This is a genomic window from Kitasatospora sp. NPDC023120 (genome assembly GCF_055560835.1).
The window spans coordinates 130,034-154,117 of the sequence record NZ_JBVHHY010000001.1 but is presented as its reverse complement, the minus strand read 5'-3'; the positions used below and the strand labels follow the sequence as shown (position 1 = coordinate 154,117).

General features: G+C 74.3%; 19 protein-coding genes and 1 tRNA gene. 8 read left to right on the top strand and 12 right to left on the bottom strand.

Going from position 1 to position 24,084, the window contains the following annotated elements; genetic code table 11:
• Nucleotides 1–140: 140 nt before the first annotated feature.
• Nucleotides 141–1,199, bottom strand: a complete 1,059-nt coding sequence (gene disA, locus ACZ3TI_RS00775; RefSeq protein ID WP_391551439.1) for a DNA integrity scanning diadenylate cyclase DisA — start codon at nucleotides 1,197–1,199, stop codon at nucleotides 141–143.
• 194 nt (nucleotides 1,200–1,393) lie between these two features.
• On the bottom strand, nucleotides 1,394–2,929 hold the full coding sequence (gene radA, locus ACZ3TI_RS00770; protein WP_465721903.1) for a DNA repair protein RadA: 1,536 nt from the start codon (nucleotides 2,927–2,929) through the stop codon (nucleotides 1,394–1,396).
• A 150-nt stretch (nucleotides 2,930–3,079) separates the two neighbouring features.
• On the opposite strand from radA, the gene ACZ3TI_RS00765 reads away from it, so the two are divergent.
• Nucleotides 3,080–4,903: a BACON domain-containing protein gene (locus ACZ3TI_RS00765; protein ID WP_465721901.1), complete on the top strand. Its 1,824-nt coding sequence runs from the start codon at nucleotides 3,080–3,082 to the stop codon at nucleotides 4,901–4,903.
• 4 nt (nucleotides 4,904–4,907) lie between these two features.
• Here ACZ3TI_RS00765 and ACZ3TI_RS00760 read toward each other — a convergent pair whose 3' ends face one another.
• The 7 genes from ACZ3TI_RS00760 to ACZ3TI_RS00730 form a co-directional block, all read right to left on the bottom strand.
• Nucleotides 4,908–6,242, bottom strand: coding sequence for a DUF1254 domain-containing protein (locus ACZ3TI_RS00760; RefSeq protein ID WP_465721899.1), 1,335 nt, complete (start codon nucleotides 6,240–6,242; stop codon nucleotides 4,908–4,910).
• Nucleotides 6,243–6,294: 52 nt separating this feature from the next.
• The gene (locus ACZ3TI_RS00755) at nucleotides 6,295–7,761 is read right to left on the bottom strand and encodes a DUF1254 domain-containing protein (RefSeq protein WP_465721897.1); all 1,467 of its coding nucleotides are present in this window, start codon (nucleotides 7,759–7,761) and stop codon (nucleotides 6,295–6,297) included.
• Between the two features lie 391 nt (nucleotides 7,762–8,152).
• The gene (locus tag ACZ3TI_RS00750; RefSeq protein ID WP_465721895.1) at nucleotides 8,153–9,202 is read right to left on the bottom strand and encodes a family 2 encapsulin nanocompartment cargo protein polyprenyl transferase; all 1,050 of its coding nucleotides are present in this window, start codon (nucleotides 9,200–9,202) and stop codon (nucleotides 8,153–8,155) included.
• A gap of 275 nt (nucleotides 9,203–9,477) precedes the next feature.
• Nucleotides 9,478–10,899, bottom strand: coding sequence for a family 2B encapsulin nanocompartment shell protein (locus ACZ3TI_RS00745; protein ID WP_465721893.1), 1,422 nt, complete (start codon nucleotides 10,897–10,899; stop codon nucleotides 9,478–9,480).
• A 261-nt stretch (nucleotides 10,900–11,160) separates the two neighbouring features.
• The gene (locus ACZ3TI_RS00740) at nucleotides 11,161–11,706 is read right to left on the bottom strand and encodes a methylated-DNA--[protein]-cysteine S-methyltransferase (RefSeq protein WP_465721891.1); all 546 of its coding nucleotides are present in this window, start codon (nucleotides 11,704–11,706) and stop codon (nucleotides 11,161–11,163) included.
• A gap of 134 nt (nucleotides 11,707–11,840) precedes the next feature.
• The gene (locus tag ACZ3TI_RS00735; RefSeq protein WP_465721889.1) at nucleotides 11,841–12,074 is read right to left on the bottom strand and encodes a hypothetical protein; all 234 of its coding nucleotides are present in this window, start codon (nucleotides 12,072–12,074) and stop codon (nucleotides 11,841–11,843) included.
• 183 nt (nucleotides 12,075–12,257) lie between these two features.
• Nucleotides 12,258–13,547, bottom strand: a complete 1,290-nt coding sequence (locus ACZ3TI_RS00730) for an MFS transporter (RefSeq protein WP_465721887.1) — start codon at nucleotides 13,545–13,547, stop codon at nucleotides 12,258–12,260.
• 202 nt (nucleotides 13,548–13,749) lie between these two features.
• Between ACZ3TI_RS00730 and ACZ3TI_RS00725 the strand changes: the two genes are divergently transcribed.
• Nucleotides 13,750–14,547, top strand: coding sequence for a hypothetical protein (locus tag ACZ3TI_RS00725; RefSeq protein ID WP_465721885.1), 798 nt, complete (start codon nucleotides 13,750–13,752; stop codon nucleotides 14,545–14,547).
• Between the two features lie 79 nt (nucleotides 14,548–14,626).
• Here the strand turns inward: ACZ3TI_RS00725 and ACZ3TI_RS00720 are convergent, their stop codons facing one another.
• Both ACZ3TI_RS00720 and ACZ3TI_RS00715 read right to left on the bottom strand, forming a co-directional pair.
• Nucleotides 14,627–15,445: a serine/threonine-protein kinase gene (locus ACZ3TI_RS00720; RefSeq protein WP_465721883.1), complete on the bottom strand. Its 819-nt coding sequence runs from the start codon at nucleotides 15,443–15,445 to the stop codon at nucleotides 14,627–14,629.
• Complete coding sequence (locus ACZ3TI_RS00715) at nucleotides 15,442–17,328, bottom strand: ABC transporter ATP-binding protein (protein WP_465721881.1); 1,887 nt, start codon at nucleotides 17,326–17,328, stop codon at nucleotides 15,442–15,444. The genes ACZ3TI_RS00720 and ACZ3TI_RS00715 overlap by 4 nt, the downstream gene beginning before the upstream one ends.
• A gap of 634 nt (nucleotides 17,329–17,962) precedes the next feature.
• Between ACZ3TI_RS00715 and ACZ3TI_RS00710 the strand changes: the two genes are divergently transcribed.
• The 5 genes from ACZ3TI_RS00710 (at nucleotide 17,963) to ACZ3TI_RS00690 (ending at nucleotide 22,356) form a co-directional block, all read left to right on the top strand.
• The gene (locus ACZ3TI_RS00710; protein ID WP_465721879.1) at nucleotides 17,963–18,400 is read left to right on the top strand and encodes a sortase-dependent protein; all 438 of its coding nucleotides are present in this window, start codon (nucleotides 17,963–17,965) and stop codon (nucleotides 18,398–18,400) included.
• A gap of 259 nt (nucleotides 18,401–18,659) precedes the next feature.
• A complete protein-coding gene (locus tag ACZ3TI_RS00705) occupies nucleotides 18,660–19,265 on the top strand; it encodes a class F sortase (protein WP_465721877.1) in 606 nt (201 codons plus the stop codon).
• Nucleotides 19,266–19,490: 225 nt separating this feature from the next.
• Nucleotides 19,491–20,378 carry a hypothetical protein gene (locus ACZ3TI_RS00700; protein WP_465721875.1) on the top strand — a complete coding sequence of 296 codons (888 nt, stop codon included), beginning with the start codon at nucleotides 19,491–19,493 and terminating at the stop codon, nucleotides 20,376–20,378.
• A complete protein-coding gene (gene cseB, locus ACZ3TI_RS00695) occupies nucleotides 20,375–21,154 on the top strand; it encodes a two-component system response regulator CseB (RefSeq protein ID WP_465721873.1) in 780 nt (259 codons plus the stop codon). Before ACZ3TI_RS00700 ends, cseB begins: the two co-directional genes overlap by 4 nt.
• Nucleotides 21,151–22,356 (top strand): sensor histidine kinase, encoded by a 1,206-nt coding sequence (locus ACZ3TI_RS00690; RefSeq protein WP_465721871.1) that lies wholly within the window; start codon nucleotides 21,151–21,153, stop codon nucleotides 22,354–22,356. The genes cseB and ACZ3TI_RS00690 overlap by 4 nt, the downstream gene beginning before the upstream one ends.
• Before the next feature lie 71 nt (nucleotides 22,357–22,427).
• Here ACZ3TI_RS00690 and ACZ3TI_RS00685 read toward each other — a convergent pair.
• Nucleotides 22,428–22,501: transfer RNA gene (locus ACZ3TI_RS00685), tRNA-Thr, on the bottom strand.
• A gap of 283 nt (nucleotides 22,502–22,784) precedes the next feature.
• Between ACZ3TI_RS00685 and ACZ3TI_RS00680 the strand changes: the two genes are divergently transcribed.
• Nucleotides 22,785–23,882, top strand: coding sequence for an ABC transporter ATP-binding protein (locus tag ACZ3TI_RS00680; RefSeq protein ID WP_465721869.1), 1,098 nt, complete (start codon nucleotides 22,785–22,787; stop codon nucleotides 23,880–23,882).
• Nucleotides 23,883–24,084: the final 202 nt, after the last annotated feature.

Genomic DNA, 24,084 nt, shown 5'->3' with positions numbered 1-24,084 from the left:
TCGACTCCGTACGGAGCCCCCGGTCGCGCTGCGACCGGGGGCTCCGGCATTCCCCGGCGTTCTCGCGCCGCGGTGTCAGGACGCGGGACGGCCCCCGGGGAACCGTTTCCCCGGGGGCCGTCCGCCGTTCGTGCGCCGGGTCAGACGTAGCGCTCCAGGATGGACGATTCGGCAAGGCGGGACAGGCCCTCGCGGACCGAGCGGGCCCGGGTCTCGCCGACGCCCTCGACCGTCTGCAGGTCGTCGATGCTCGCCGCGAGCAGCTTCTGCAGGCCGCCGAAGTGCTCGACCAGGCGCTCTATCACCGTGTTGGGCAGACGCGGGATCTTCGCCAGCAGGCGGTAGCCGCGCGGCGAGACGGCGGAGTCCAGCGACTCCGGCGAGCCCGAGTAGCCGAGCGCCTTCGCCACAGTCTGCAGGTCCAGTAGCTCGGCGTGGGTGAGCGCCTCCAGGTCGGCCAGCACCTCGTTGACCGTCCGGCCCTTCTTGGCGGCCCGCTCCGGGAAGTAGTCCCGGGCGACCAGCTCGCGCTCCGGCTCCACGCCCGCGATCAGCTCGTCCAGCTGCAGCGAGAGCAGGCGGCCGTCGATGCCGAGCTCCAGCACGTAGCCGGCGATCTCGGTGGCGATCAGCCGGACCATCTCCAGGCGCTGTGCCACGGCGGTGACGTCCCGGACCGTCACCAGGTCCTCGATCTCCAGCGCGGAGAGCGTTCCGGCCACCTCGTCCAGGCGCAGCTTGTAGCGCTCCAGCGTGGCCAGCGCCTGGTTGGCGCGGGACAGCACGGTGGTGGAGTCCTCCAGCACCCGGCGGGTGCCGTTGACGTACATCGCGATCAGCCGCATGGAGTGCGAGACCGCGACCACCGGGTAGCCGGTCTGCCGGTTGACCCGCTCGGCGGTGCGGTGGCGGGTGCCGGTCTCGTCGGTCGGGATGGTCGAGTCGGGCATCAGGTGCACGCCGGCCCGGACGATCTTGGTGATGTCCTTGTCGAGCACCACCGCACCATCGAGCTTGCACAGCTCGCGCAGCCTGGTGGCGGTGAACTCGACGTCCAGGACGAAGCCGCCGGTGCAGATGGACTCGACGGTCTTGTCGAAGCCCAGCACGATCAGGCCGCCGGTGTTGGCCCGCAGGACCCGCTCCAGGCCGTCACGCAACGCCGTGCCGGGCGCGATGGCGGTGAGGGAGGCCCGCAGCAGGGCCTCCTCACGGGAGGCCTTGTCCGCCCCCCGGTCGCTGGCTGCCACGTGACTCCTCCGGTCGACCCCGTGCCGCGCGCCTCGCGCCGGTCCGCGGTCTGTTGCTCTGTCGCTCAGTACCGCTCGGTACTGCCTTCTGGCCAATGAGACTGGGGAAAGTCTAACTGCGTGTGGCTTCGGCAGGGCTTGGGTCAGCGCAGTTCGTCGGAGTCGAGCGGCTCCCAGCCGTCCATCAGCTCCTCCGGGTAGGCGGCGACCCGGGCCGAGCGCGGGGCCGGCGGCGCCGACGGGGCCTCAGCGCGGGCCTCGCCACGGCCGTCGCCGCGGGCCTCGCCGCGCGGCTTGGCGGCGGACCGGCGGCGGCCCGGGATGGCCCGCAGCGCCTCGCCGATGTCGGCCACCTCGACCACCTTCATGCCCGGCGGCACCTTGCCCGGGTCCGGCGGGACCAGGGCGTGGGTGAAGCCCAGCCGGTGCGCCTCGGCGAGCCGGCGCTGCACACCCGTCACCCGCCGCACCTCGCCCGCCAGGCCGACCTCGCCGATCGCCACCAGGTTGCTGGGCAGGGGGGTGTCGGTGGAGGAGCTGGCCACCGCGAGCGCGACCGCGAGGTCGGCGGACGGCTCGCTCAGCTTCACCCCGCCCACCGTCGCGGTGTAGATGTCCTGCTTGCCGAGCTTCACCCCGCCGTGCCGCTCGACCACGGCCAGGATCATCGCGATCCGGGGCGACTCCAGGCCCGAGGTGGTGCGGCGCGGGGAGGGGATCTGCGAATCCACCATCAGTGCCTGCACCTCGGCCACCAGCGGGCGCTTGCCCTCCAGGGTGACGGTGAGGCAGGTACCGGGGACGGGCTTGTCACGCCTGGTCAGGAAGAGGCCGGACGGGTCGGCCAGGCCGACGATACCCTCGTCGTGCAGCTCGAAGCAGCCCACCTCGTCGGTGGCGCCGTAGCGGTTCTTGACCCCGCGGATGAGGCGCAGCCGGGCGTGCCGGTCCCCCTCGAAGCTGAGCACCACGTCCACCAGGTGCTCCAGCAGGCGCGGACCGGCGATCTGGCCGTCCTTGGTGACGTGGCCGACCAGCAGGGTGGCCATGCCGCGCTCCTTGGACGCCCGGATCAGCGCGCCCGCCACCTCCCGGACCTGGGCCGGGCCGCCGGGGGCGCCGTCCAGCTCGGCGGAGGCGATGGTCTGCACCGAGTCCAGGATCAGCAGGCCGGGGTTGACCGCCTCGATGTGGCCGAGCACGGCGCCGAGGTCCTGCTCGGCGGCGAGGTAGAGGTGCTCGGAGAGCGCGTTGATCCGGTCCGCGCGCAGCCGGACCTGGCCGGCCGACTCCTCGCCGGTGACGTAGAGCGTGCGGTGCTGCGCGGTGGCCGCCTTGGCCGCGACGTCCAGCAGCAGGGTGGACTTGCCGACGCCGGGCTCGCCGGCCAGCAGCACCACCGCGCCGGGGACCAGCCCGCCGCCGAGCACCCGGTCCAGCTCCGGCACGCCCGTCGAGCGGGCCGTCGCGACCTGGCCGTCCACCTGGGCGATCGGACGGGCGGGCGCGCTGACCGGGCCGGCCGCCGTCGTCCGGATCGGCACGGCGCCGTACTCCTCGACCGTCCCCCAGGCGTTGCACTCCGGGCAGCGGCCGACCCATTTGGGCAGCTGGTTGCCGCACTCGGTGCAGCGGTACGCCGGGCGCGGCTTGGCGGTGGTCTTGGAACGCGGAGGCATGCGGCCCACGGTAGCGCCTGGGTACGACAGCGCGGGTCCGCCACCGGGCGCGCCGCGCATCCACACAGATGGGCGATGTTGTTACCCGAAAGAAGTACATACGCCGTGAATGGCGGGGTCCGGCCGTCCGGGGTCTCTACCGTCGGACAGGTGACAACGCGAATCGTCGGCCCGGTCGGGCCGCAGGCCGCACCGCGGGCCGCTGCCATGCTCGCGGCGTACGACCGGCAGGCGGACGGCCTGTTCACCTACTGCCTCTCGGTGCTGTGCGAGCACGACGCCGCCGCCGACGCCCTGCGCGAGGTCCGGGAGCTGGCGCAGCGGCACGGCGCGCGGCTGGCCGAGCCCGGGCTGCTCCGGGCCTGGCTGTTCTCGCTGGCCCGGTACTGCTGCCTGCGGCGGCTCGCGGACGGGGTCGGGGCCGGCCGGGCGGGCGAGGCGGGGCCGGACGAGGTCGAGGCGGCCCGGCGGCGGCGCGAGCTGGCCTCGCTCGCCTGGCCGGAGGCGGCCGGCACCGACCCCGAGCAGCGCGAGGCGCTGGAGCTGTCCGTCCGGCACCGGCTGACCCCGCTGGAGGTGGCGGCGGTGCTGGGCCTGCCGTTCGAGCGGACCCGCGAGCTGCTGACCGGTGCCGAGGCCGAGGTGGCCCGGACCAGGGCGGCGCTGCTGGTGCTCGGCGTGGGCAGCTGCCCGGAGCTGGACCGGCTCGGCGGGGCCGGGGCGGAGTCCTGGCGGGACTGGGTGCTCGGCCCGGCGCTGCGGCGCGAGCTGGTGCAGCACGTGGTGGACTGCCCGACCTGCCGGGGGACGGCGGAGCGGGTGGCCGGCGAGGCGGCGAAGGGCGCGGCGGGGCTGTCGGGGCTGCCGCTGCTGGCGGCTCCGGCTCTCCCGGGGGTGACCGGTCCGGTGGGCCCGGTGGTGGCGGAGCCCGGGCCGCGGTTCGACCAGGGCGGCTTTCCGCGGCACCGGGCGCCGGACGCGGGGCGCGGGCTGGCGGTCCGTCGGCGGGTGGTGACCACCGGGGTGCTCGCGGCCGTCCTGGCGGCGCCGGTGATCGCCCTGTGGGCCGGGCACCGGGGCGGCGGCGGGTCGGGGGCGGCGGCCTCGATGTCGGCGGTGCGGGTGGACGAGGCCGGTCGGGAGGCCGGGCAGCGGCCGCCGTGGCCCGGGGCCGGGGGCCCGGCCGGGCAGGCGCCCGGGATGCCGGGGCTGGAGCTGGCGGGGGCGGGCGGTGTCGGTGGTGCAGAAACGTTGCTCCCCGGTTTTCCGCGGCTGACCTTCCAAGGCGCGGCGGTCCCGGTCCCGGCCCACGGCTCCACCCCGCTCAGCAGCCCGACCCTGGTCGCCGCCCCTGCCCCCGTGGTCGACCGGACCTCCGGACCCGGCGCGCCCGCACCGGCCCCGGCCGGACTGCTCACCGTCGAGGCCGGCGAGTACGGCAGCCGTACCGTCCTCACCCTCACCAACTCCGGTACCACCGAGATCCGTTGGCGCGCGGTGACGGACGCCGGCTGGCTCCGGCTCAGCCGCGACTCCGGCACGCTCGCGCCCGGCCAGCGGATCACCGTGATCGTCACCGTGGACGAGGACCTCGCGCCGACGACGCACTGGACCGCCCGGATCGCACTGCCGCCCTCGCAGGCAGTGGTCACCCTGGAGGGCGGCCCGCACAACCGCGGCGGCTCGCCCTCCTCCCCGACGGCCGACCCCTTACCGACGGCCACCGCCACTCCGACCGCCACCGCCTCGCCGACGGCCACGGGCGCGCCGTCCCCGTCGGGCTCGCCGTCGTCGGCGAAGCCGTCCGGCACGCCGACGACTTCGCCCGCCCCCTCGGGCAATCCCACGGCGGCTCCGACCGGCAGCGCCCCGCCGCACCCGACGGGGTCGGGGGCGCCGACGGCAACGGCAACGGGGACGGGGACGGGGACGGGGACGGGGACGGGGACGGGGACGGCTTCGCCGGGACGATAGGGCCTCAGGTCCGGTGGATCGGCGGGACCTGGTAGCTGCCGTCCAGGACGGGGGCCCCGGGCTGGTACAGGCGGATGATCGGGCGGAACTCGCCGGGCGGGGTGGGGAGCCAGTTCACCGCCGCGGCCGGGTCCTCGGGCTGGTCGTGCTGCAGGACGAGGGTGAGGGAGCCGTCGTCGCCGTGGACCAGGCCCGGGGTGCGGTCGCCGATCGAGTAGCGGTCGATCGGGTTCTCCACCAGGTAGTAGTCGGGGACGGAGTACATCGTGACGGACCAGAAGGCCTCGACCGGGGGCGGCTGGTCGAAGCGCAGGGTGTAGTTGTTGGCGCCGGTGAGCGGGCGTCCGTCGGAGTCGTCGTAGGTCATCGCGTACGAGGCCTCGTAGGCGTGGTTGCCCCAGAGGCCGGCCCGGGCGGCGGCGGCGCGGCTGAGGTAGGCGGCACGGCGGTCGGGGATGCGCCACTCGGGGTCGTCCAGGGTGCCCGGGCCCAGGTGGTCGGTGTTGTAGTCGAAGAGGTGGAGCGCCGAACGCCACTCGCCGGGCGGGTGGTCCTCGGGCGGGCGGGTGGCGTCCTCGACCCGTTCGCGGCCGGCGGCCAGGCCCTTGGCCAGCGAGAGCGTCCACTCGGGGACGGCCGCGCGGTACGGCGAGGCACCGTCGTCCAGCAGGCCGAGCGGGGCGAAACGCCGCTGGTACTCGATGTCCGCCGTGGCCGGCGGGAAGGCCTGCATCCACACCCGCAGGCGCTCGAAGAAGGCCAGCCGCTCGGGGACGTCCGGGTCGGGCTCGGGCAGTCCGGCGACCAGGCCGCCTGGCTCCAGCGGCTCCAGGACGAGGGCGGACTGCAGGGCCCGGACCCGGGGCAGGTCGTCCGGGCCGGTGCAGGCGAACCGGCCGACCACGGTGCCGACGGTGGTGGGCAGCTCGATCACCCGCTCCCGGTCCGGCGGGGTGCCGTGCCAGCCGGGCGGGACGACCAGCCAGGTCTGCGCGGCGGTGCCGGAGGCGCGGCGGCCGAGGTAGGCGACGTTGTCCGTCCAGGCGTCGATGAACTGCAGCACGTAGTAGGAGCCCGCGGTGTCCGGGACGTGCAGCACCTGCGGGCCCTCGGAGAGGTCGAGCTGGGCGATCGAGTAGATCGTGTCGTTGTTGACCGAGACGAAGTGGTCGCCCGGGCCCGCCAGCCGGGTGGCGTGGCTGAAGTGGTTGAACGGCGCCGCCGGCAGGGTGCCCAGGCCGCCCCTGGTGAAGCGCTCGACCATGGTGAGGCCGGCGACCAGCGGGTAGCCGTAGACGTACGCGTCGGCGGCCAGGGCCTCCAGCTCGGGCTGGTTCATCGGGGGTCCTTCGTACGGTCGGTCGGGGTGGGGAGCGGGAGAGCGCTTCGGATCAGCGCGGGTCCAGCGGTGGGAGCCGCCGGCGGCCGTCGAGGACGGTCCGGTCCGGGCCGTAGAGCCGGAGCACCACGGTGAACGGGCCGTCCGGGGCGGGCAGCCAGTTGGCGGAGTGGTCGGCATCGGCGGGCCGCTTGTGCTGGACGTAGAGGGTGAGTCCGCCGTCCGGGTCGCGGACCAGGCCGGGGGTGTGGTCGCCGATCGAGTAGCGGTCCAGGGTGTTGTCGACCAGCCGGTGCTCCGGGAGTGCGTACAGGGTGGCGGACCAGGCGAAGCGGGCCGCCGGCAGCGCGTCCGGGGCGAAGCGGATGAGGTGGTCGCGGTCGGCGGCGTTCGGCGGGCGGCGGCCGGCGCTGTCCGCCGCCCAACGGCCTCGCCAGACCTCCTCGGTGGGCAGCCCCTCGGGATCGACCGCCGCGCCGACGGCCTGCCGGAGGAAGTCCGCGCCGACCTGCTCGCGGGTGCCGTACACGACCTCGCCGCTGCTGTCCTCGCCGTACACGTTCTCGCCGGGCAGGGCGGAGCGGTCGCGGAGTTGGGCGAGAGCCCCCTCCAGCCGCGCGCGGCCGTCCGCGATGCCGCGTTCGATCTCGGCGCGCACGTCCAGCGGGAGGGCGGCGGGCTCGAACTCCCCGCGCCCGTCGACGCCCAGGTCGGCGAGGCGGCCGCGCAGGTCGGTCTCGGCGGGCGGCAGCGGGACGGGACCGTCGGAAGGGAAGAAGCCGAGCAGGAAGTCGAGGAAGGCGAGGAACTCGAGCCCGTCCGGGACCTCGTCGCGCCAGACCGGCCAGACCGGCTCCGGGGCGGGCGGCGGCGCGGGCGTGCCGGCGTACTCGTGCAACGGGCGCAGCCGGTACCGCTGTTGGACGGCGGCGAGTTCGGCGATCTCGGCGGGGGTGTTCCCGGTGAGCCGGGTGCGGCCGAGGATGCCGACCAGCCGGGTGGCGGTGCGGATGACGCTGCGGATGCCGGGCGGGGGCTCCCCCCGCCAGTCGGGGCCGGCCACCAGGTGGTCCCCGGCCTCCGGGCCGGTGGTCCGGGAGCCGATGAACCCGGCGTACACGGTGTCGAGTTCGTGCAGCGGGAGGACGTAGTAGCGGTCCTCGGCGGGGACCGAGACCACCCAGGGCTCGGTGCGCAGGTCGAGCCAGGCACGGGAGTACGGGGCGTCCCCGGCCTCGCCGACGGTGCCTTCACCGATGCCGGTCAGGGCGTCGATGGGGGTGCCGGCGCGGGTGCCGGCGCGGGTGTGCGCGGGGGTGGGCGGCTGTGGGTGGTGGCGGAAGACGCCGAAGCCGCCGACGTACGACGGGTCCGCGTCGTCCAGGGCCTGGGCGTAGAGGGAGCGGTAGGTGCGCAGGATCGGTTGGGCGCGGATCCAGGCCTCGGCGGCGGTCGCGCGGACGGTGGCCGGGTCCACGAGTGCCGGGTTGACCATGCTGTCGCCCTCCCACTGCCGCATCCGGTCGAACCGTTGCAGATCGGTACAGACTGCTACAGATCGGATGCTAAGTGGGCCGGGAGGGGGCGGCACCTCGGACCGGGCGCCGCACGGCACGCGCCCGTCACCGCGTGGCTGCCGTACGGGCGGGCCGGCCGCGACACCTTCCTCTCGTCCCGGCACGCCTTCGCCGACTGGCCCGCCCGGGTGATCGGCGAGGGCTCCCGCGGCCCTTCTGCCCGGCGGCTACTGCCCGGCGCGACCGTCCCGCCTACGGGCCGAGACGCGGAGTGGGAAGTCGGCCGGGCCGACTTCCCACTCCTGAACGGCGCCGCCCTCGGCGCGTGTCGCCTCAGCGCGCCCGGTCTCAGCGCGCCCGGTCTCAGCGCGCCCGGTCTCAGCGCGCCCGGTCTCAGTGCGTCCGGCGGGTGACCAGCTCGGCGAGCGCCAGCAGTTCGTCGGCCGCGGACGGCTCCGGTACGGCGGAGGCCAGCTGCGCCATCGCCGCGGCCATCCGCTCACAGGACTGCCCCTGCGCCCAGCTGCGACCGCCGGCCCCTTCGACCGCCGCCGCACACTGCGCCAACTCCCCGGGGCTGAGCGGGCGTTCGAGCGCGTACAGCTCGGCGAGCCGCTCGCCCTCGACGGTGCCGGAGCCCAGCGCCGCGACCACCGGCAGCGACTTCTTCCGGGCGACCAGGTCCGCGCCGACCGGCTTGCCGGTCACCGCCGGATCCCCCCAGATGCCGATCAGGTCGTCGATCAGCTGGAACGCCAGGCCGATCTCCCTGCCGAAGCCGTCCATCGCCTGCGCCGCGTCCTCGGACGACCCGCCGTACAGGGCGCCCATCGCGCAGGCGGCGCCGAGCAGAGCGCCGGTCTTGGCCTCCGCCATCGCCAGGCACTCGGGCAGCGAGACGTCGTTGCGCTGCTCGAAGGCGCAGTCGATCTGCTGGCCCTCGCAGAGTTCGACCACGCAGTCGGCGAGCCGGCGGATCGAGCCGTGGGCGGCCGGGTGGGTGTCCTCGGCGAGCAGCCGCAGCGCGAGGGAGTGCATGGCGTCCCCGGCCAGGATGGCCTCGGTGGTGCCGAACACCCGCCAGGCGGTGGGCCGGTGGCGCCGGGTGTCGTCCCGGTCGATGACGTCGTCGTGGAGCAGGGTGAAGTTGTGCACCAGCTCCACCGCTGCGGCCGCGGCGGCGGCCTGGCCGGGCTTGCCGCCCAGGGCCTGGGTGGCGGCGAGGACCATGGCAGGCCGGATCGCCTTGCCGGCGGAGGCCGTGGCCGGTGTGCCGTCCGCCTCCCACCAGCCGAAGTGGTAGCCGGCGACCTTGCGCATCGTGCCGGGCAGCGAGTCGACGGCGGCCCGCAGGACCGGGTCGACCAGCGCGCGGGCACGGGCGAGGATGTCCGCCGCCTCGTGCCCCTCTTTGTGGTCCCGCTCCAGCGTGGGACTCGTCATGGGTCTCTCCCCCTTGTCGGCGCCTGTCCTGGGACGGCCCGGCGTGGGCGTTGCCGGGATTGCGCTGTGGGTGTCGGGCGGTGTTTCGGGAGGTGTTGCGGGCGATGCTGCGGCAGGTGTCCCGGGAGGCGTTGCGGGCGCGGGTCCCGGGTGCTCGCGGGAGGCAGCGGCCCCGCCCGTACGCGCCGGGACGCACCGGGACGCGCCGTCCGGCCGGGGTGCGGTGAGCACCTCCGGCCGGACGGCGCGGATCTCCGGTCGGCCCCGCCGGGCCGTCAGCGCTGCGCGATGTCCACGTTCTCCAGGACGCCGACGGCGTCCGGCACCAGGATCGCGGCGGAGTAGTAGGCGCTCACCAGGTAGGAAATGATGGCCTTGTCGTCGATTCCCATGAACCGCACCGAAAGGCTCGGCTGGTATTCGTCCGGAATTCCGGTCTGGTGCAGCCCGATGACACCCTGGTTGTCCTCGCCGATTCGCATCGCGATGATCGAGCTGGTGTGCCCGCCGACGATCGGGATCTTGTTGCACGGGAAGACCGGCACCCCGCGCCAGGACATGACGTGCCGGCCCTCGACCTCGACCGTGCCCGGGTTGATGCCGCGCTTGTTGAGCTCCCGACCGAAGGCAGCGATGGCCTTGGGGTGGGCCAGGAACAGCTTGGTGCTGCGGCGGCGGCTGAGCAGCTCGTCCATGTCGTCCGGGGTGGGCGGGCCGGAGTGGGTCTGGATCCGCTGGTCGTACGCGGCGTTCTCCAACAGGCCGAACTCGGGGTTGTTGATGAGCTCGTGCTCCTGGCGCTCGCGCAGGGCCTCGATGGTCAGCCGGAGCTGGTGCTCGGTCTGGTTCATCGGCTGGTTGTAGAGGTCGGCGACGCGGGTGTGGATCTTGAGGATGGTCTGCGCGACGCTCAGCTCGTACTCGCGGGGCCTGAGCTCGTAGTCCACGAAGGCGCCGGGCAGCTCGTACTCGCCCTGGTGGCCGGAGGAGAGGTCGATCGCGGCCTCGCCGTGCTTGTTCTGCGCCTGCTGGAAGCCGTTCAGGTACTCGATGACCTGCAGTTGCAGCGCCTCGGAGCGGTCGTGGAGCTCCTGGAAGGAGGGCCAGGCAAGCGCCATCACGGTGCCGGAGGTCGCGGCGCGGACGGTGTACGGCCAGGTGCCGTCCGCCTGCTGGAGCGCCTCGTCGCCGAGGTGGTCGCCGTCGGCGAGGGTGCCGACGACCGTCTCCTCGCCGTACTTGCCGGTGCCCATGCGGTCGAGCTTGCCGTGCGCGATCAGGAAGACCTCGCTGATCGGCGTGCCCGCCTCGACCAGGACGTCCCCGGGGTTGAACTCCCGCTGCACGAAGCGCGAGGCCAGCTCCTCGAGCACCGCCTCGTCCTGGAAACCGCGCAGCATCGGCACCTCGGCGAGCGTCGGCGGGACGATCCGCACCTCGGTACCGGTCTTGACGAAGCTCACCCGGCCACGGCCGACCGCGTAGCGCAGGCGGCGGTTGACCCGGTAGGTGCCGCCGGACACCTGCACCCAGGGCAGCTTCCTGAGCAGCCAGCGCGGGCTGATGCCCTGCATCTGCGGTGCCGACTTGGTGGTCGTCGCGAGGTTGCGCGCGCCGGCCGTGCTCAGACTCTGCTGCTGCCGGACATCCGTCTGCGCGCCGGGCGCAGGAATACCGGCATTGGTTTCGGTCGACATGAGGGGAGCCCTTCGCATACCCGATACCCGATGAAGTCACCTTGCACATTCGTGTTGCAGCTTCATGGTGGGCCCATTCGAGGACTGTCCGCAATCACTCGTTCGAGTGGTTCGGAATAGCCGAATTAATAGTACGACTAGATCGCCTGATCGATATTCGTTCGACCATCTATTCGAACATATCGGAATCCCGCACCCATCTTCCCCCATCACCCCGCGCGCCCGCGCCACCCCTTGACACGGCCCGCGCCCACCCCCTGCCTACAGCGGCCCGTCCCAGTCGAGCGTCGGCTCCAGCACCCCCTCCAGGGTGAGCAGCCAGCGCTTCACCTCGATCCCGACCCGACCGCCGCCGAAGCCGCCGATCCCGTCCGCCGCCACCACCCGGTGGCAGGGCACCAGCAGCGCGACGGGGTTGGCGGCCATCATCTGCCCGACCGTCCGGGCCGCCAGGCCGGGCTCCGCGACCTCCTCGAACACCCCGCTGCGGGCGGCGAGTTCGCCGTACGTGACGGTCCGGCCGTACGGCACCTCGCGCCAGAGCGTCTGCAGCACGGCGCGGTGCGGTCCCGAGCTCAGACTCCAGTCGATCGGCAGGCCCAACTCGCGGGTGCGGCCCGCCAGGTAGGCGCCGATCCGCTCGGTGACGGCGGTGATCTTCGACTCGTCGGTGCACGGGGGCGCCTCGCCGTCGCGCCCGCCGTAGCCGGCCGCGGCGACGCCGAGCGGGGTCACCGCGATGTGCATCGGACCGCTGGGCAGCGGCGTCGGCACGGTCAGCCAGGACATCGACCGGGACTGCGGCACGCTCGGGCCCCCACCCTCCGCCGGACCGGCAGCCGGCCATCCCGGCACCCGGAGGGCGTCCCCGCCCCGCGCGCCATCGTACGGCGGCCGGTCGGGGACGGTGTCGGCGCTCCGCCGAGCGCGGTCGGCCTCGGTCAGAGCTGCCCCTTCAGCTGGCGGGCGAGCGACGCGCACCAGTGCGACAGGTCGGCGCGGTCCGGCGTGCGGCCCTCGCACAGGAGGGCGAGCTGCGCCTCGTTGATCCGGTTCGGGCCCGGGATCTCCAGCAGGTACGCCAGCTCGGCCAGCACCGTGGCGAGCCGCTCGGCGTCCGCGTGGTCCAGCATGGCCGCGGACTCGTGGTGGCTGATGGTGAGCGAACCGGGCATTGGTCAACCTCCTCCGTCACCCCCGCACCCTCCACGGTACGACCGGGTCGGCCGCCCCGCCCGCCGCGGAGGCGCGCTTGCGCGGGTGGGGCAGCCGGTCGCACTCCGGGGCCGGCCGGGCGCGGTGCGCGGTGGGCCGCACCGGGGGCCGGGGGTGCGCCCCGAAGCCGTCCGCGGGGTCGGTCAGTCCTCCGGATCCTCCCCCCAGCGGCGACCCCGTACCGCAGGTATGCCCAACACTACGGCCCCGGCGGCCAGTTGCCAGACCGACCCGAGCAGCAGCACGGCGTCCGTCCCGAACCGGCCGGCCAGCGGACCGGCCGCCGCCAACCCGAGCGGGCCGAGGACGAAGGAGCCGAGCGCTCCGAACGAGGTCAGCCGCCCGAGCAGCGCCACCGGGACCCACTCCTGCATCGTCGTGTTGTACAGCGTCCCGCAGACCGCCGAGCCGGCCCCCGCGACCAGCGCACCGGCGACCACCCACGGCAGTGCCGCCCCCGCCGCGAGCGCCCCCGAGGGCAGCGCCCAGCCCAGACCGGCCACGGTCGCCACCGCGAGCGGGTGCGCGGGCCTCCGGCCGAGCATCAGCAGCCCGCCGAGCACCGCACCCGCGCCGTACACGCCCATCACCAGGCCCCAGGCACGCGCACCGCCGAGGTCCCGCTGCGCGGTGAGCGGGCCGAGCACCAGGAACGGCGCCCAGACCAGCAGGTTGAACAGGCCCATCTGCGCGGTGGTGATCAACAGCCACGGGCGGGAGGCGAACTGCGACCAGCCGGCCCGCAGGTCGCCGAGCGTCGAATTCCCGCCGGATGCCGGATCCGCGCCACCGTCCGCAGACCGGTGGTCCGGCAGCCGCAGCCCGGCCAGCGCGAAGGCCCCGACGCCGTACGTCACCGCGTCGGCCAGCAGGACCGCGGCCGGGCCCTGCGCCGCCGTCACCAGGCCGGCCGCGGCCGGTCCGACCACCGTGGACACCGAGCGGGACAGCCCCAGCAGGGTGTTGGCGTCCGCCGTCAGCTCCTTGCGGCGCACCAGAGCGGGCACGATCGCACCGAAGGCCGGCATGAACAGCCCCTCGCCGATCCCCCACACCGCCACCAGGGCCACCATCGCCCAGACCGGCGCGTTCCCGACCACCAGCAGTCCGGCGAACAGCGCCTGCACCGAGCCGCGCAGGATGTCCGAGCCCAGCATCACCCGGCGGCTGCCGAGCCGGTCGGCAATCACCCCGCCGGCCAGCAGCACCAGCACCACCGGCAGGATCCGGGCCGCCATCACCCCGCCCAGCTCGGTGCCGCTGCCGCCGCCGTCGAGCACCGCGAACGCCACCGCCACCGGCGCCATCGAGGAGCCGAGGAGGGAGGTGGTGTACCCGGTGAAGAACCACATGAATTCGCGCTCGCCCAGCACGGCGAGACGGTCTCCCAGACGCCTTCGGCGCACCGGGATCCGTTCGGTGTCCACTGCCATGTGCAGAAAGTCTGGGGTCCCGGAGAGGTGGGATTCAAGGGTTTACCGGAAAAACTTGAGCCTCTTGCCATCAATTCCGAGAAATCTCCGCCTTGCCGCAGTAAATCACCCCCGATATGTGCCCCCACCTGCCATTTACTGCGCCGTACCGGTACTCTCCGATTGTCTTGAGTGAAGCCGTTTACTGCGGAAGAAGGCTCGCGTGACAGAGCTGCCCCCGGTCGAGTACGCCGTCGCCGTCGAGCGCTACCTGGCCGCCTCCGGGCTCGCCGAAGGCTCCCGGCGGATCTACCGGATCGCACTGCACACCTGGGCCTGGGCGCTCGCCGACCGGGCCGCCCCCACCGGCCCCGAACGGCGGCGTGCCCGGCCGCCCGTCCTGCCCCTGGCACTGCTCGACCACCCGGCCGCCGCCGACCGGCTGCGCGCCGCCGTCGCCCACCGCGGAGCCGACACCGACCCGCGCACACTCAACCGGGAGCTCTCCACCCTGCGCGCGGCCGCGGCCTGGTGGCGGGCCCGCGGCTGGATCGACGGCGACCCGACCACCGACCTGCGCCCCCTCCCGCTGCCCCGGCCCACCGCGCACACGGGCCCGTTGACCCCCGAGGAACTGCAGGCCCTGTTCACCCTCCGCGCGCCGCTGCGCGAGCAGACGCTCTGGCACCTGCTGCACGAGTCCGGCGCCGCGATCGAGACCGTCCTCGCCCTGGACGCCGACCACCTCGACCTCCCCCGCCGCCGCACCCGCCCCGGGACCACGCCCCTCCACTGGCAGTCCGGCACCGCCCGCCTCCTCCCCCTCCTGATCGCCGGCCGCGGCACGGGCCCGCTCTTCCTCACCGACCGCCGTGCCCCCGCCGGCACCCCCACCCCCGACCGCTGCCCCTACACCGGCCGCGCCCGTCTCTCCTACCGCCGCGCCGCCGAGCTGTTCGCCACCCACACCGCCCCCCTCGCCCCCGGCTGGACCCTCCGCCAACTCCGGGCGGCACGGTAGCGGGGAGGGGCCTGGGTGCGGCGCGGCAGCGGAGAGGCACCGGGGGGCGGCGGCCCGACCGAGGTGCGGCGCGGGTCGGTCATCCCTCCGGTGGCGGCGGCGCGCGGCGACTCCGGGAGAGCAGCTGGTCGAGGGTTTCGGTCAGTCGGGGCAGGGTGGGACGGTCGGTGGGGGTGGGGCGGAGGCAGGCGTCGATGGCGGTGGCGAGCGGGCGCGGGAGGCGGCGTTTGCGGGCGACCGGGGGGATCGCGCTGAACGGCTCGCCGTCGAAGGGGAGTTCGCCGGTGGCGGCCTCGTAGAGGGTGACGCCGATGCCCCAGACGTCGGTGGCTGCCGTCAGTGGGCCGCCGGATGCCTGTTCGGGAGCGAGGTAGCCGTCCGTACCGATGCCGGGGGTGCCCGGGCCCGGCGGGCGGGCGATGCTGAGGTCGAGCACCTTGGCGCGGCGGCAGTCGATCACGACGTTGGAGGGTTTGAGGTCGAGGTGGAGCAGACCGCGCCCGTGCAGGTAGTGGATCGCCGAGCAGAGGTGCAGGCCGAGCAGGGCGAGGTCGGTGGCGGCCGGGCGGCGCGGGCGGGTGTCCAGCAGGTGGGCGAGGGTTTCGCCGGTGAGGGTCTCCAACACCGCGTACGGCTGCGGGCGTTCGCCGGTGCCGTAGCCGCGCACCAGGTGCGGGTGGGTGAACTCGGTCAGCCAGCGGCCCTCCCGGAGCAGACGCTCGCGCAGCCGGCGTTCGCGGCGGCGGTCGGGCCGGAGCACCTTGACCACGCAGCGGCAGTCGCGCTCCTCGCTCCAGCAGTCGTAGACGTCCAGCCAGCCGGTTCGGCACAGATGCGCCAGGACCTGGTAGCCGGGAGCGATGAACTCGGCTGCGGGGAGCGGTGCTTGGGGGCTCATCGTCGGACCGCCCCTCGGTTCGCCTCCCACAGCGGCGGCATCAGCGCCTCCCGGACCGGCTCCCGCAGTGGCGGCCGGTGCAGTCGGTCGAGCCGTGCGTAGCCGTCGTCGCGGGCCAGCAGGTCCTCATGGGTGCCGCAGGCGGCGACGCATCCGCCGCGGAGCAGCACGATCCGGTCCGCGCTCCGTACGGTCAGCAGGTTGTGCGAGATGATGATCGTCGTCCGGCCGCTCATCAGCCGCCGCAGCGGCTCCAGGATCCGCCGCCCGGACTCCGCGTCCAGGCCGGTGGTCGGCTCGTCCAGCAGCAGGACGGGCGCGTCCCGGACCATCGCCCGGGCGATCGCGATCCGCTGCCGCTGCCCGCCGGAGAGCAGGCTGCCCTGGCGTCCGACCACCGTGTCGTAGCCGTCCGGCAGCCGGCTGACGAACTCGTGCGCGTCGGCGGCCTTCGCCGCCGCGACCACCTGGGCGTCGGTCGCGCCCGGTCGCCCGTAGGCGATGTTCTCCCGGACGGTGCCGTGGATCACCAGGGTCTCCTGCAGCAGCACCGCGATCCGCTCCCGCAGGTCGGCCAAGGCGAGTTCGCGCAGGTCGATGCCGTCGAGCCGGATGGCGCCGCGCTCCGGGTCGTAGAAGCGCAGCATCAGCTTGGCGGCCGTCGACTTGCCCGCCCCGCTCGCCCCCACCAGCGCCACCGTCTCGCCCGGCTCGGCGCGGAAGGACACGTCGAACAGCGCCACCCTGGTCGTGCCGGGGTAGCGGAACCACACCCGGTCGAAGGCCACCGCCCCGCGGACCGGGGCCGGGCGCAGCGGGACCGGCGGGTCGGCCACCTGCGGCCGCTGGTCGAGCAGTTCGATGATCCGCTCGGCGGCGGCCGAGGCGGAGTAGAAGCCGTTGCTGAGCCGCGAGATCCCCCGGATCGGACCGTACAGCCGGCTCAACAGAGCGACGAAGACGAGGAGTTCGCCGAGCGTCAGGCGGCCGTGGGCGAGCTCCCAGGCGCCCAGTCCCAGCACGATCAATGCGCCGAACAGCTCCAGCAGCTCCACGATCGGCGCGAACAGCGCCCGCAACCGGGTCGCCGCCATGGTCGCCCGGAACCGCGCCAAGCTCTCCCGGTAGAACCGTTCCCGCTCCCAGTCCTGCCGGTTGTACGCCTGCACCAGCGCGATGTTGGTCATGGTCTCCTCGGCGAGCGCGCTGACCGAGCCGCTGCGCCGCCGTCGCTCCCGCGACGCGGCCTTCACCAGCACGGAGAAGCGCCGCGCGGTGAACCAGAACACCGGCACGACGACGAGGGCCACCGCGGCGAGGTCCCAGCGCAGGTAGAACAGCACGCCGAGGAAGACGGCCAGCTCGGCGACGTACGCGACCGCGTCGAGGACGCCCGAGAGGAGGAAGGTCTCGACCGCCTCGACATCCGCGGTCAGCCGCGACAGTACGTCGCCGAGCCGCCGCCGCTCGAAGAAGCCCAGCGAGAGGCCCTGCAGGTGCCGGAACACGTCCGTGCGCAGCGCGAGCAGGAAGCGCTCGCTGACCCAGGCCGAGGTCGTCTCGTCGGCGAAGCGCAGGCTCCCTGCCACCAGCGTCAGCCCGGCGTAGCCGAGCGCGACCGGCAGGAACAGCCCGAGCCTGCGCGGCACCAGCACCTCGTCGACGACGACCTTGAACAGCCAGATCGCGGCCGCGTCGACCACCGGCCCGAGCAGGACGAACCCCAGCAGCAGGGCCAGCCAGCGCCGACCCCCGCGGGTGTAGGGCCAGAACCGCCCGAACGTCCGCCGCAGCGGGACGGCCGGGGCCGGGGCGACGACCGGGTCCACCCGGCCGTCGCCGTCACCCGCGTCGACGGCCGTCAGCCGCCGCAGCGACCACACGGTACGAGTCCAGCCCAAGGGACGTGGCCGGGCCGGTGACGGCCCGGCCCTGACAGGACGGCAGAGCCGTCAGTGCCGCGAGTTGCTTCCACGACGGCGGCGACGACGGTCCTTCGTCTTCGAGGTCCTGGAATCCGTGCCGGTCCGGGTCCGCTTGTGCGGATGCCGCAACGCCGGCACCAGGTTGGCCAGCATGCTCATCGCTGCCACCTCTCAGTCGGTCCTCTCGGTCCCCCATTCATGGGTACGCGCCGGGGGGCGGGGTCGCTCACCGGGCGCGGGGCGAATTCGGGGTGCGGGGCCGATTCGGGGTGCAGGGCGGATTCGGGGTGCGGGGCCATCGGGACGCGGGGCCGACTCGGGATGCGGCGGCGGTGACGGCGTCGAGAAGCGGACGGCGGCGTTGTGGGCGGCGGGGTCGTTACGCAGCCGATGGGCGGCCGTGACACGACCGGCCGAGGACCGCGACACGGCCCTCCTACCGTCACTGTCGGCGCCCCGGCCCGCAGCGGTCGAAGGGCGTCCACAACGAGGACGTACGCGTCCGGCGCCGACGACGGACGTCCGCGATCGGTCCCCACCGAGGACCGACCTCACACCCACGTGCCCCACCGATGCAGATGGAGAACACCGCATGAGCAGGAGCCGTACCGACCGCACGCCCGCCCGCCGCGTCCTGGCGGCCTGCGCCCTGACCGGCGCCGCGCTGCTGACCGCCGTCACCGGCGGGCAGGCCTGGGCCGACGGCGCGCCGAAGCCCGTCGCGACCGCCCCGGGCGCCGTCGCCTCGCCGGGCTCGGGTGCCGCTCCGGCCGCCTCCCCGGCCCCGGCCGACCCGAAGGCTCCGGCCAGCGCCGCGGAGTCCCCGAGGGCCGTGCCCGCTCCGCCGGCCCCGAACGGCACCCAGCCGCAGGTCCGCGAGGTGCCGAAGGGCGCCGCGCAGGCCGGTGACGGCTCCGGCGCCACCGACGGCTCCGGCCTGATGCTCGCGGGCGGCGGCGCCGTCGCGGCCGTCGGCGCCGGAGTGCTGGGCTTCGCCGTCCTGCGCCGCCGCTCCGGTGCGCGCGGCTGACACCGGTCCCGAGTCCGCCGGGCACCCCGGCGCCGTCTCCCCGCACCTGGCCAGTCGGGGAAGTGGCGCCGGGGCGGCCCCGGCGGCGGGGACCGGCCGCCGCAGGCAGGCGCGCGGACACATCGGGCACGGCCGCGGTGAAAACGGACGCGGTGAAAACGGACGCGGTCGCGGCCGTCGGGGACGGCGCCGCGCTGCCCGGCCCGGCCCGAGCGCCCTGCGCCGTACGGCCTTCGGCACGGCGGGCCTGCTCTGCCTGGTGCTCGGCACCTCGCTGGCGCTGTCCGGCCAGGAGAGCCCGGTGGTGCGGATCGAGTCCTCCGGCCACGGCAGCACCGCGAACACCCCGGCGGCGGCACCGGCCACCGGAACCGCCTCCGCCCCCGGGACCACCGCAGCCACCGCCCCGAAGCCCTTCGCGCCCTCGCCGCCGACCCGGCTGCTGGTCCCCTCGGCCGGGGTGGACGCACCGGTGGCCGACCTCGGACTGAACACCGACGGCACGGTCCAGGTGCCGCCGGCCGACCGCGGCAACGAGGTCGGCTGGTACCGCAACGGCCCCTCCCCGGGCGAGACCGGCCCCGCCGTCCTGATCGGGCACTACGACACCGTGCACGGCCCGGCGGTCTTCCGGCAGCTGCCGAAGCTGCGGCCCGGCGAGCTGATCCGGGTGCGGCGGGCGGACGGCAGCACCGTGGACTTCAAGGTCCGTACGCTGCTCCAGGCCGCCAAGGACAGCTTCCCCACCGAGCAGGTCTACGGCGGCACGCCCGCGCCCGCCCTGCGGCTGATCACCTGCGGCGGGCGGATCGGCTCGGACGGCCACTGGACCGACAACATCATCGTGCTGGCGGACCTGGCCTGACCTGCGCCCGGCCCACGCCCGACGGCGAGCAGCAACCGGCACCCGACCGGGACGCGACCGGCACCCGGCGGTGCTCCGGAACCGCCGTCCGCCGTCCGGGCGACCTAAGGCGTGCGGCGGTACGACGACGAACCGACGAACCGACTCATCGCCGCAGCCGCATCGCCGAACGGCCGGATGGCCGAACCGCCGAACCGCCGCAGACCAGGAGGACGAGCACCGACCGTGGCAGCAACGGCAGCAACACCCCCACCCCGCCGCCGGCCCGGCGCCGTCCCCGTGGCGGCCCTGGCCGGTCTGGTCGTCCTGCTCGCCCTCGCCGCCCTGGCCTTCGGCCGGCCCGCCCCCGGCGACCTGCGGGACCAGGGCCCGGCCCGGGCCGTCACACCACCGCCCGTCCCCCGGCCGCTCTGGCCCGACCTGGCCACCTCGCCGCCGCTGCCGAGCCCGTCGCCCACCGCCACCGGCGGCGCCACCCAGGCGCCGCAGCCCGTACCGGACCTGACCGTCCCCGGGCGCGACCTCACCGCGGTCGACGTCCGCACCGTCCTCGCCAAGGACCCGGCGGTGACCCAGGAGGAGCGGAAGGCGCTCGACCCGTGCGCCGGGTGCGAGGTCCGCAGCCCCGAGTTCCGTGACCTCACCGGGGACGGGCGGCTCTCGCTGATCACCACCGTCATCACCCCCGGGCCGGTGGTGCTGCACGTCTACACCCTCGCCCTCACCGAGGACCGCCTCCTGCCCGTCCTGCGGGTGCAGGTCCAACGGACCTTCAGCGCCGAGACGATCGGCTCCGACCTGTGGCTGTACGAGTCGACCGGTGTCTACGTCCGGACCAGCAGCCACTACCACTGGGACGGGGTCAGGCTCGTCCTGCTGGAGCGGAAGGACGAGGGCCTCGGCGTGCTGCCGCCCACCGGCGCGGACGCCGCGGCGCCGCCCGGCACCGTCCCCAAGTCCCCGCCGACCGGTGCCCCCGTCGCCGGCTCGGGCGCCGGATCCGCCGTCGGATCACCGGCACCGGCCCCCGGCGCGGCCGTCCCCTCGCCGCGGGCGCCCCGGCCCACCCCGCAGCCCTCCGCCCCCGCCGTGTTCCCGGAGCCGAAGCGATGACCCCCGCGACCCCTGCCGCACCTGCCGCCCCCGCCCACCCGCACATCCTCCTGGTCGAGGACGACGAGGTGATCCGCGAGGCCACCCGGATGGCCCTGGAACGCTACGGCTTCCCGGTCACCACGGCCGCCGACGGTCTGGAGGGGCTGGAGGCCTTCCACGCCGTCCGGCCCGACCTGCTCCTGCTGGACGTCATGCTGCCGCTGCTCGACGGGGTCGGCCTGTGCCGCCGGATCCGCGAGGAGAGCCAGCTGCCGATCCTGATGATGTCGGCGCGCACCGACCCGGTGGACGTGGTCTCCGGTCTGGAGGCCGGCGCGGACGACTACGTCGTCAAGCCCTTCGAGAGCGCCGTCCTGGTCGCCCGGATCCGTACGGTGCTGCGCCGCGTCCGCGTCGTCCCGCCGCCGCCCGACTCCCCGCCGCTTCCGGAGGCCGCGCAGCTACCGGCGGCCCCACCGCTTCCGCAGCCCGCTCCCACCCCCGCCGTGCGCAGCTTCGACGGCCTGCGGGTGGACACCGACAGCATGGAGGTACGGGTGGACGGCCGCCTCGTCCCGCTCACCCCCACCGAACTGCGGCTGCTGCTGGAGTTCACCGCCGCGCCCGGCATCGTCCTGGAGCGCTCCACCCTGCTCGAACGGGTCTGGGACTACGAGTGGGGCGCCGACACCCGGGTCGTGGACGTCCACGTCCAGCGGCTGCGCGCCAAGATCGGCTCCGGCCGGATCGAGACCGTCCGCGGGTTCGGCTACAAGCTGCGGCGACCGGCATGACCCTGCGCCGCCAGATCGCCACCGCCGTCGCCGCCATCTCCGTACTGGTCGCGGTGGCCGTCGGGCTGCTGGTCCACCAGGCGATGATCCGTCAGCACGTCGACCAGGCCCGCGCCGCCGCGCTCACCGCCCTCGACTCGACCCTGACCGGTTACGGCGTCAACCGCGAGGTGGCCGGCCGGGGCGCCGCGCTGGACGACCCCGCCCTCCCCGACCGGCTGCGCGCCCTCGCCCGGAGCGGCCGACAGGGCTCGCTGCTCGCGACCGACGGGAACGGCGAGTGGATGTGGGCGGCCTGCCCGGTCCAGGACGGGGTGCTCTCCGTCCGGGTCGACTTCGGCCAGGACCGGCAGGCCATCGCCGACCTGGACCGGATCATCCTGCTCACCGTCGTCGCCGCGGTCTTCACCACCGTGCTGGCCGGCGTACTCGTCGCGGACCGGATCAGCCGCCGCCTGCGCACCGCCGCCACCGCCGCCCGGGGCATCGCCGCCGGCGGGACGGACACCCGGATCGGCGAACTCGTCGACGGCAAGGACGAGGTCGCCGAGCTCGCCGCCGCCGTCGACCTGATGTCCCGTACCCTGCACCGCCGCCTGGCCGACGAGCAGCGCTTCACCGCGGACGTCGCCCACGAGCTGCGCACCCCGCTCACCGGCCTGGTCACCGCCGCCGAACTGCTGCCGCCCGGGCGCCCCACCCAACTGGTCCGGAACCGGGTCCAAGCCCTGCGCGGCCTGGTCGAGGACCTCCTGGAGGTCTCCCGCCTCGACGCCGACGCCGAGTCCCCCGACCTCTCCGCCGTCCCCCTGGAACGCGCGGTGCGCCGCACCGTCTCCCTCACCGGCCTGGACGTCACCGTCGAGGTCACCGAGGACCGGCAGGTCCGCACCGACCTGCGCCGACTGGACCGCATCCTCGGCAACCTGATCCTCAACGCCCACCGCCACGGCGCCGCCCCGGTCCACCTCCACGTCGACGGCCACCGCATCACCGTCCGCGACCACGGCCCCGGCTACCCCGACGACCTCCTCCACCACGGCCCCCAGCGCTTCCGCACCAACATCCCCGAACGCGGCCGCGGCCACGGCCTCGGCCTCACCATCGCCACCGGCCACACCCGCGTCATCGGCGCCACCCTCACCTTCACCAACCACCCCACCGGCGGCGCCCTCGCCACCCTCACCCTCCCACCCGACTGACCCCCCAACCCACCCCCACCAACGCCGAAGGGCCGGCCCGACACCACGTCGGACCGGCCCTTAGACACCGGAGCCCCCTGTCGGGTTCGAACCGACGACCCCCGCTTTACAAGAGCGGTGCTCTGGCCAGCTGAGCTAAGGAGGCACGGTGGCCGTCCGCGACGGATCACGGCGGCACCGGGGGCAGTCTACCGGGCCCGGGTGGCGGGGTGGTGGGATATCCGGGGGTTGGGGGGCGGGTGGGCGTGATGGAACCGATGCCGAAATCGAGTCGGTGGGGGGCTGACAAGCCGCGGGAGCGGAGGTAGCGTCGCCGGGAGTCGGTTCGTTTAGTGGTTCAGACCATTGACGGGGCGACGGAGCAAGCAACACACCCCCTTTACTCGGATCGTCCGGCACGTTCCTGCCGGTGAAGGAGAGCAACAACCATGGCTTCTGTCACGTACGACAAGGCGACCCGCATCTACCCCGGGGCGGACAAGCCCTCGGTGAACGCCCTGGACCTGGAGATCGCGGACGGCGAGTTCCTGGTGCTGGTCGGCCCCTCGGGCTGCGGCAAGTCGACCAGCCTGCGCATGCTGGCCGGCCTGGAGGACGTCAACACCGGCGCGATCCGCATCGGTGACCGGGACGTCACCCACCTGCCGCCGAAGGACCGGGACATCGCCATGGTGTTCCAGAACTACGCGCTCTACCCGCACATGACCGTCGCCGAGAACATGGGCTTCGCGCTCAAGATCGCCGGCGTGAACAAGTCGGAGATCCGCACCAAGGTCGAAGAGGCCGCGAAGATCCTCGACCTCACCGAGTACCTGGACCGCAAGCCCAAGGCGCTCTCCGGCGGTCAGCGCCAGCGCGTCGCGATGGGCCGCGCGATCGTCCGCCAGCCGCAGGTCTTCCTGATGGACGAGCCGCTGTCGAACCTGGACGCCAAGCTCCGCGTCTCGACCCGTACCCAGATCGCCGGCCTGCAGCGCCGCCTGGGCATCACCACGGTGTACGTCACCCACGACCAGACCGAGGCGCTCACCATGGGCGACCGGGTCGCGGTGCTCAAGGACGGCGTCCTGCAGCAGGTCGACACCCCGCGCAACATGTACGACAAGCCCGCCAACCTGTTCGTGGCCGGCTTCATCGGCTCGCCGGCCATGAACCTGGTCGAGGTGCCGCTGGTGGACGGCGGCGTGAAGTTCGGCGGCTCGGTCGTCAACATCTCGCGCGAGAACCTGGTCGGCGCCGGCTCCGACAAGACGGTGACCGTCGGCGTCCGCCCCGAGCACTTCGAGATCGTCCCCACGGGCGGCATCGAGGGCGTCGCGGTGACCGTGAACGTGGTCGAGGAGCTCGGCTCGGACGGCTTCGTCTACGGCACCACCAAGATCGGCGGCGAGGACAAGGAGCTGGTCGTCCGCGTGCCCGGCCGCCAGATCCCGGCCCGCGGCGAGACCATCCACGTGGTGCCGATCGCCAACGAGACCCACGTCTTCGCGACCAGCAGCGGCAAGCGCCTGAGCGTCTGCGACTGACGCGGCTGACACGGCTGATACGGCCGACGCGACCGACCCGGCAGCCCACGCGGCTGACGAACACGACGGAGCCCGTCGGACCCTCCCCGGTCCGGCGGGCTCCGTCCGCACACCCCCGCGTCAACACGGCGCGGGGACAAACCCGGACACCCTGTCACTCGATGGTGTAACGGAGGGCGATCCGGTCCGCACCCACCGCTAC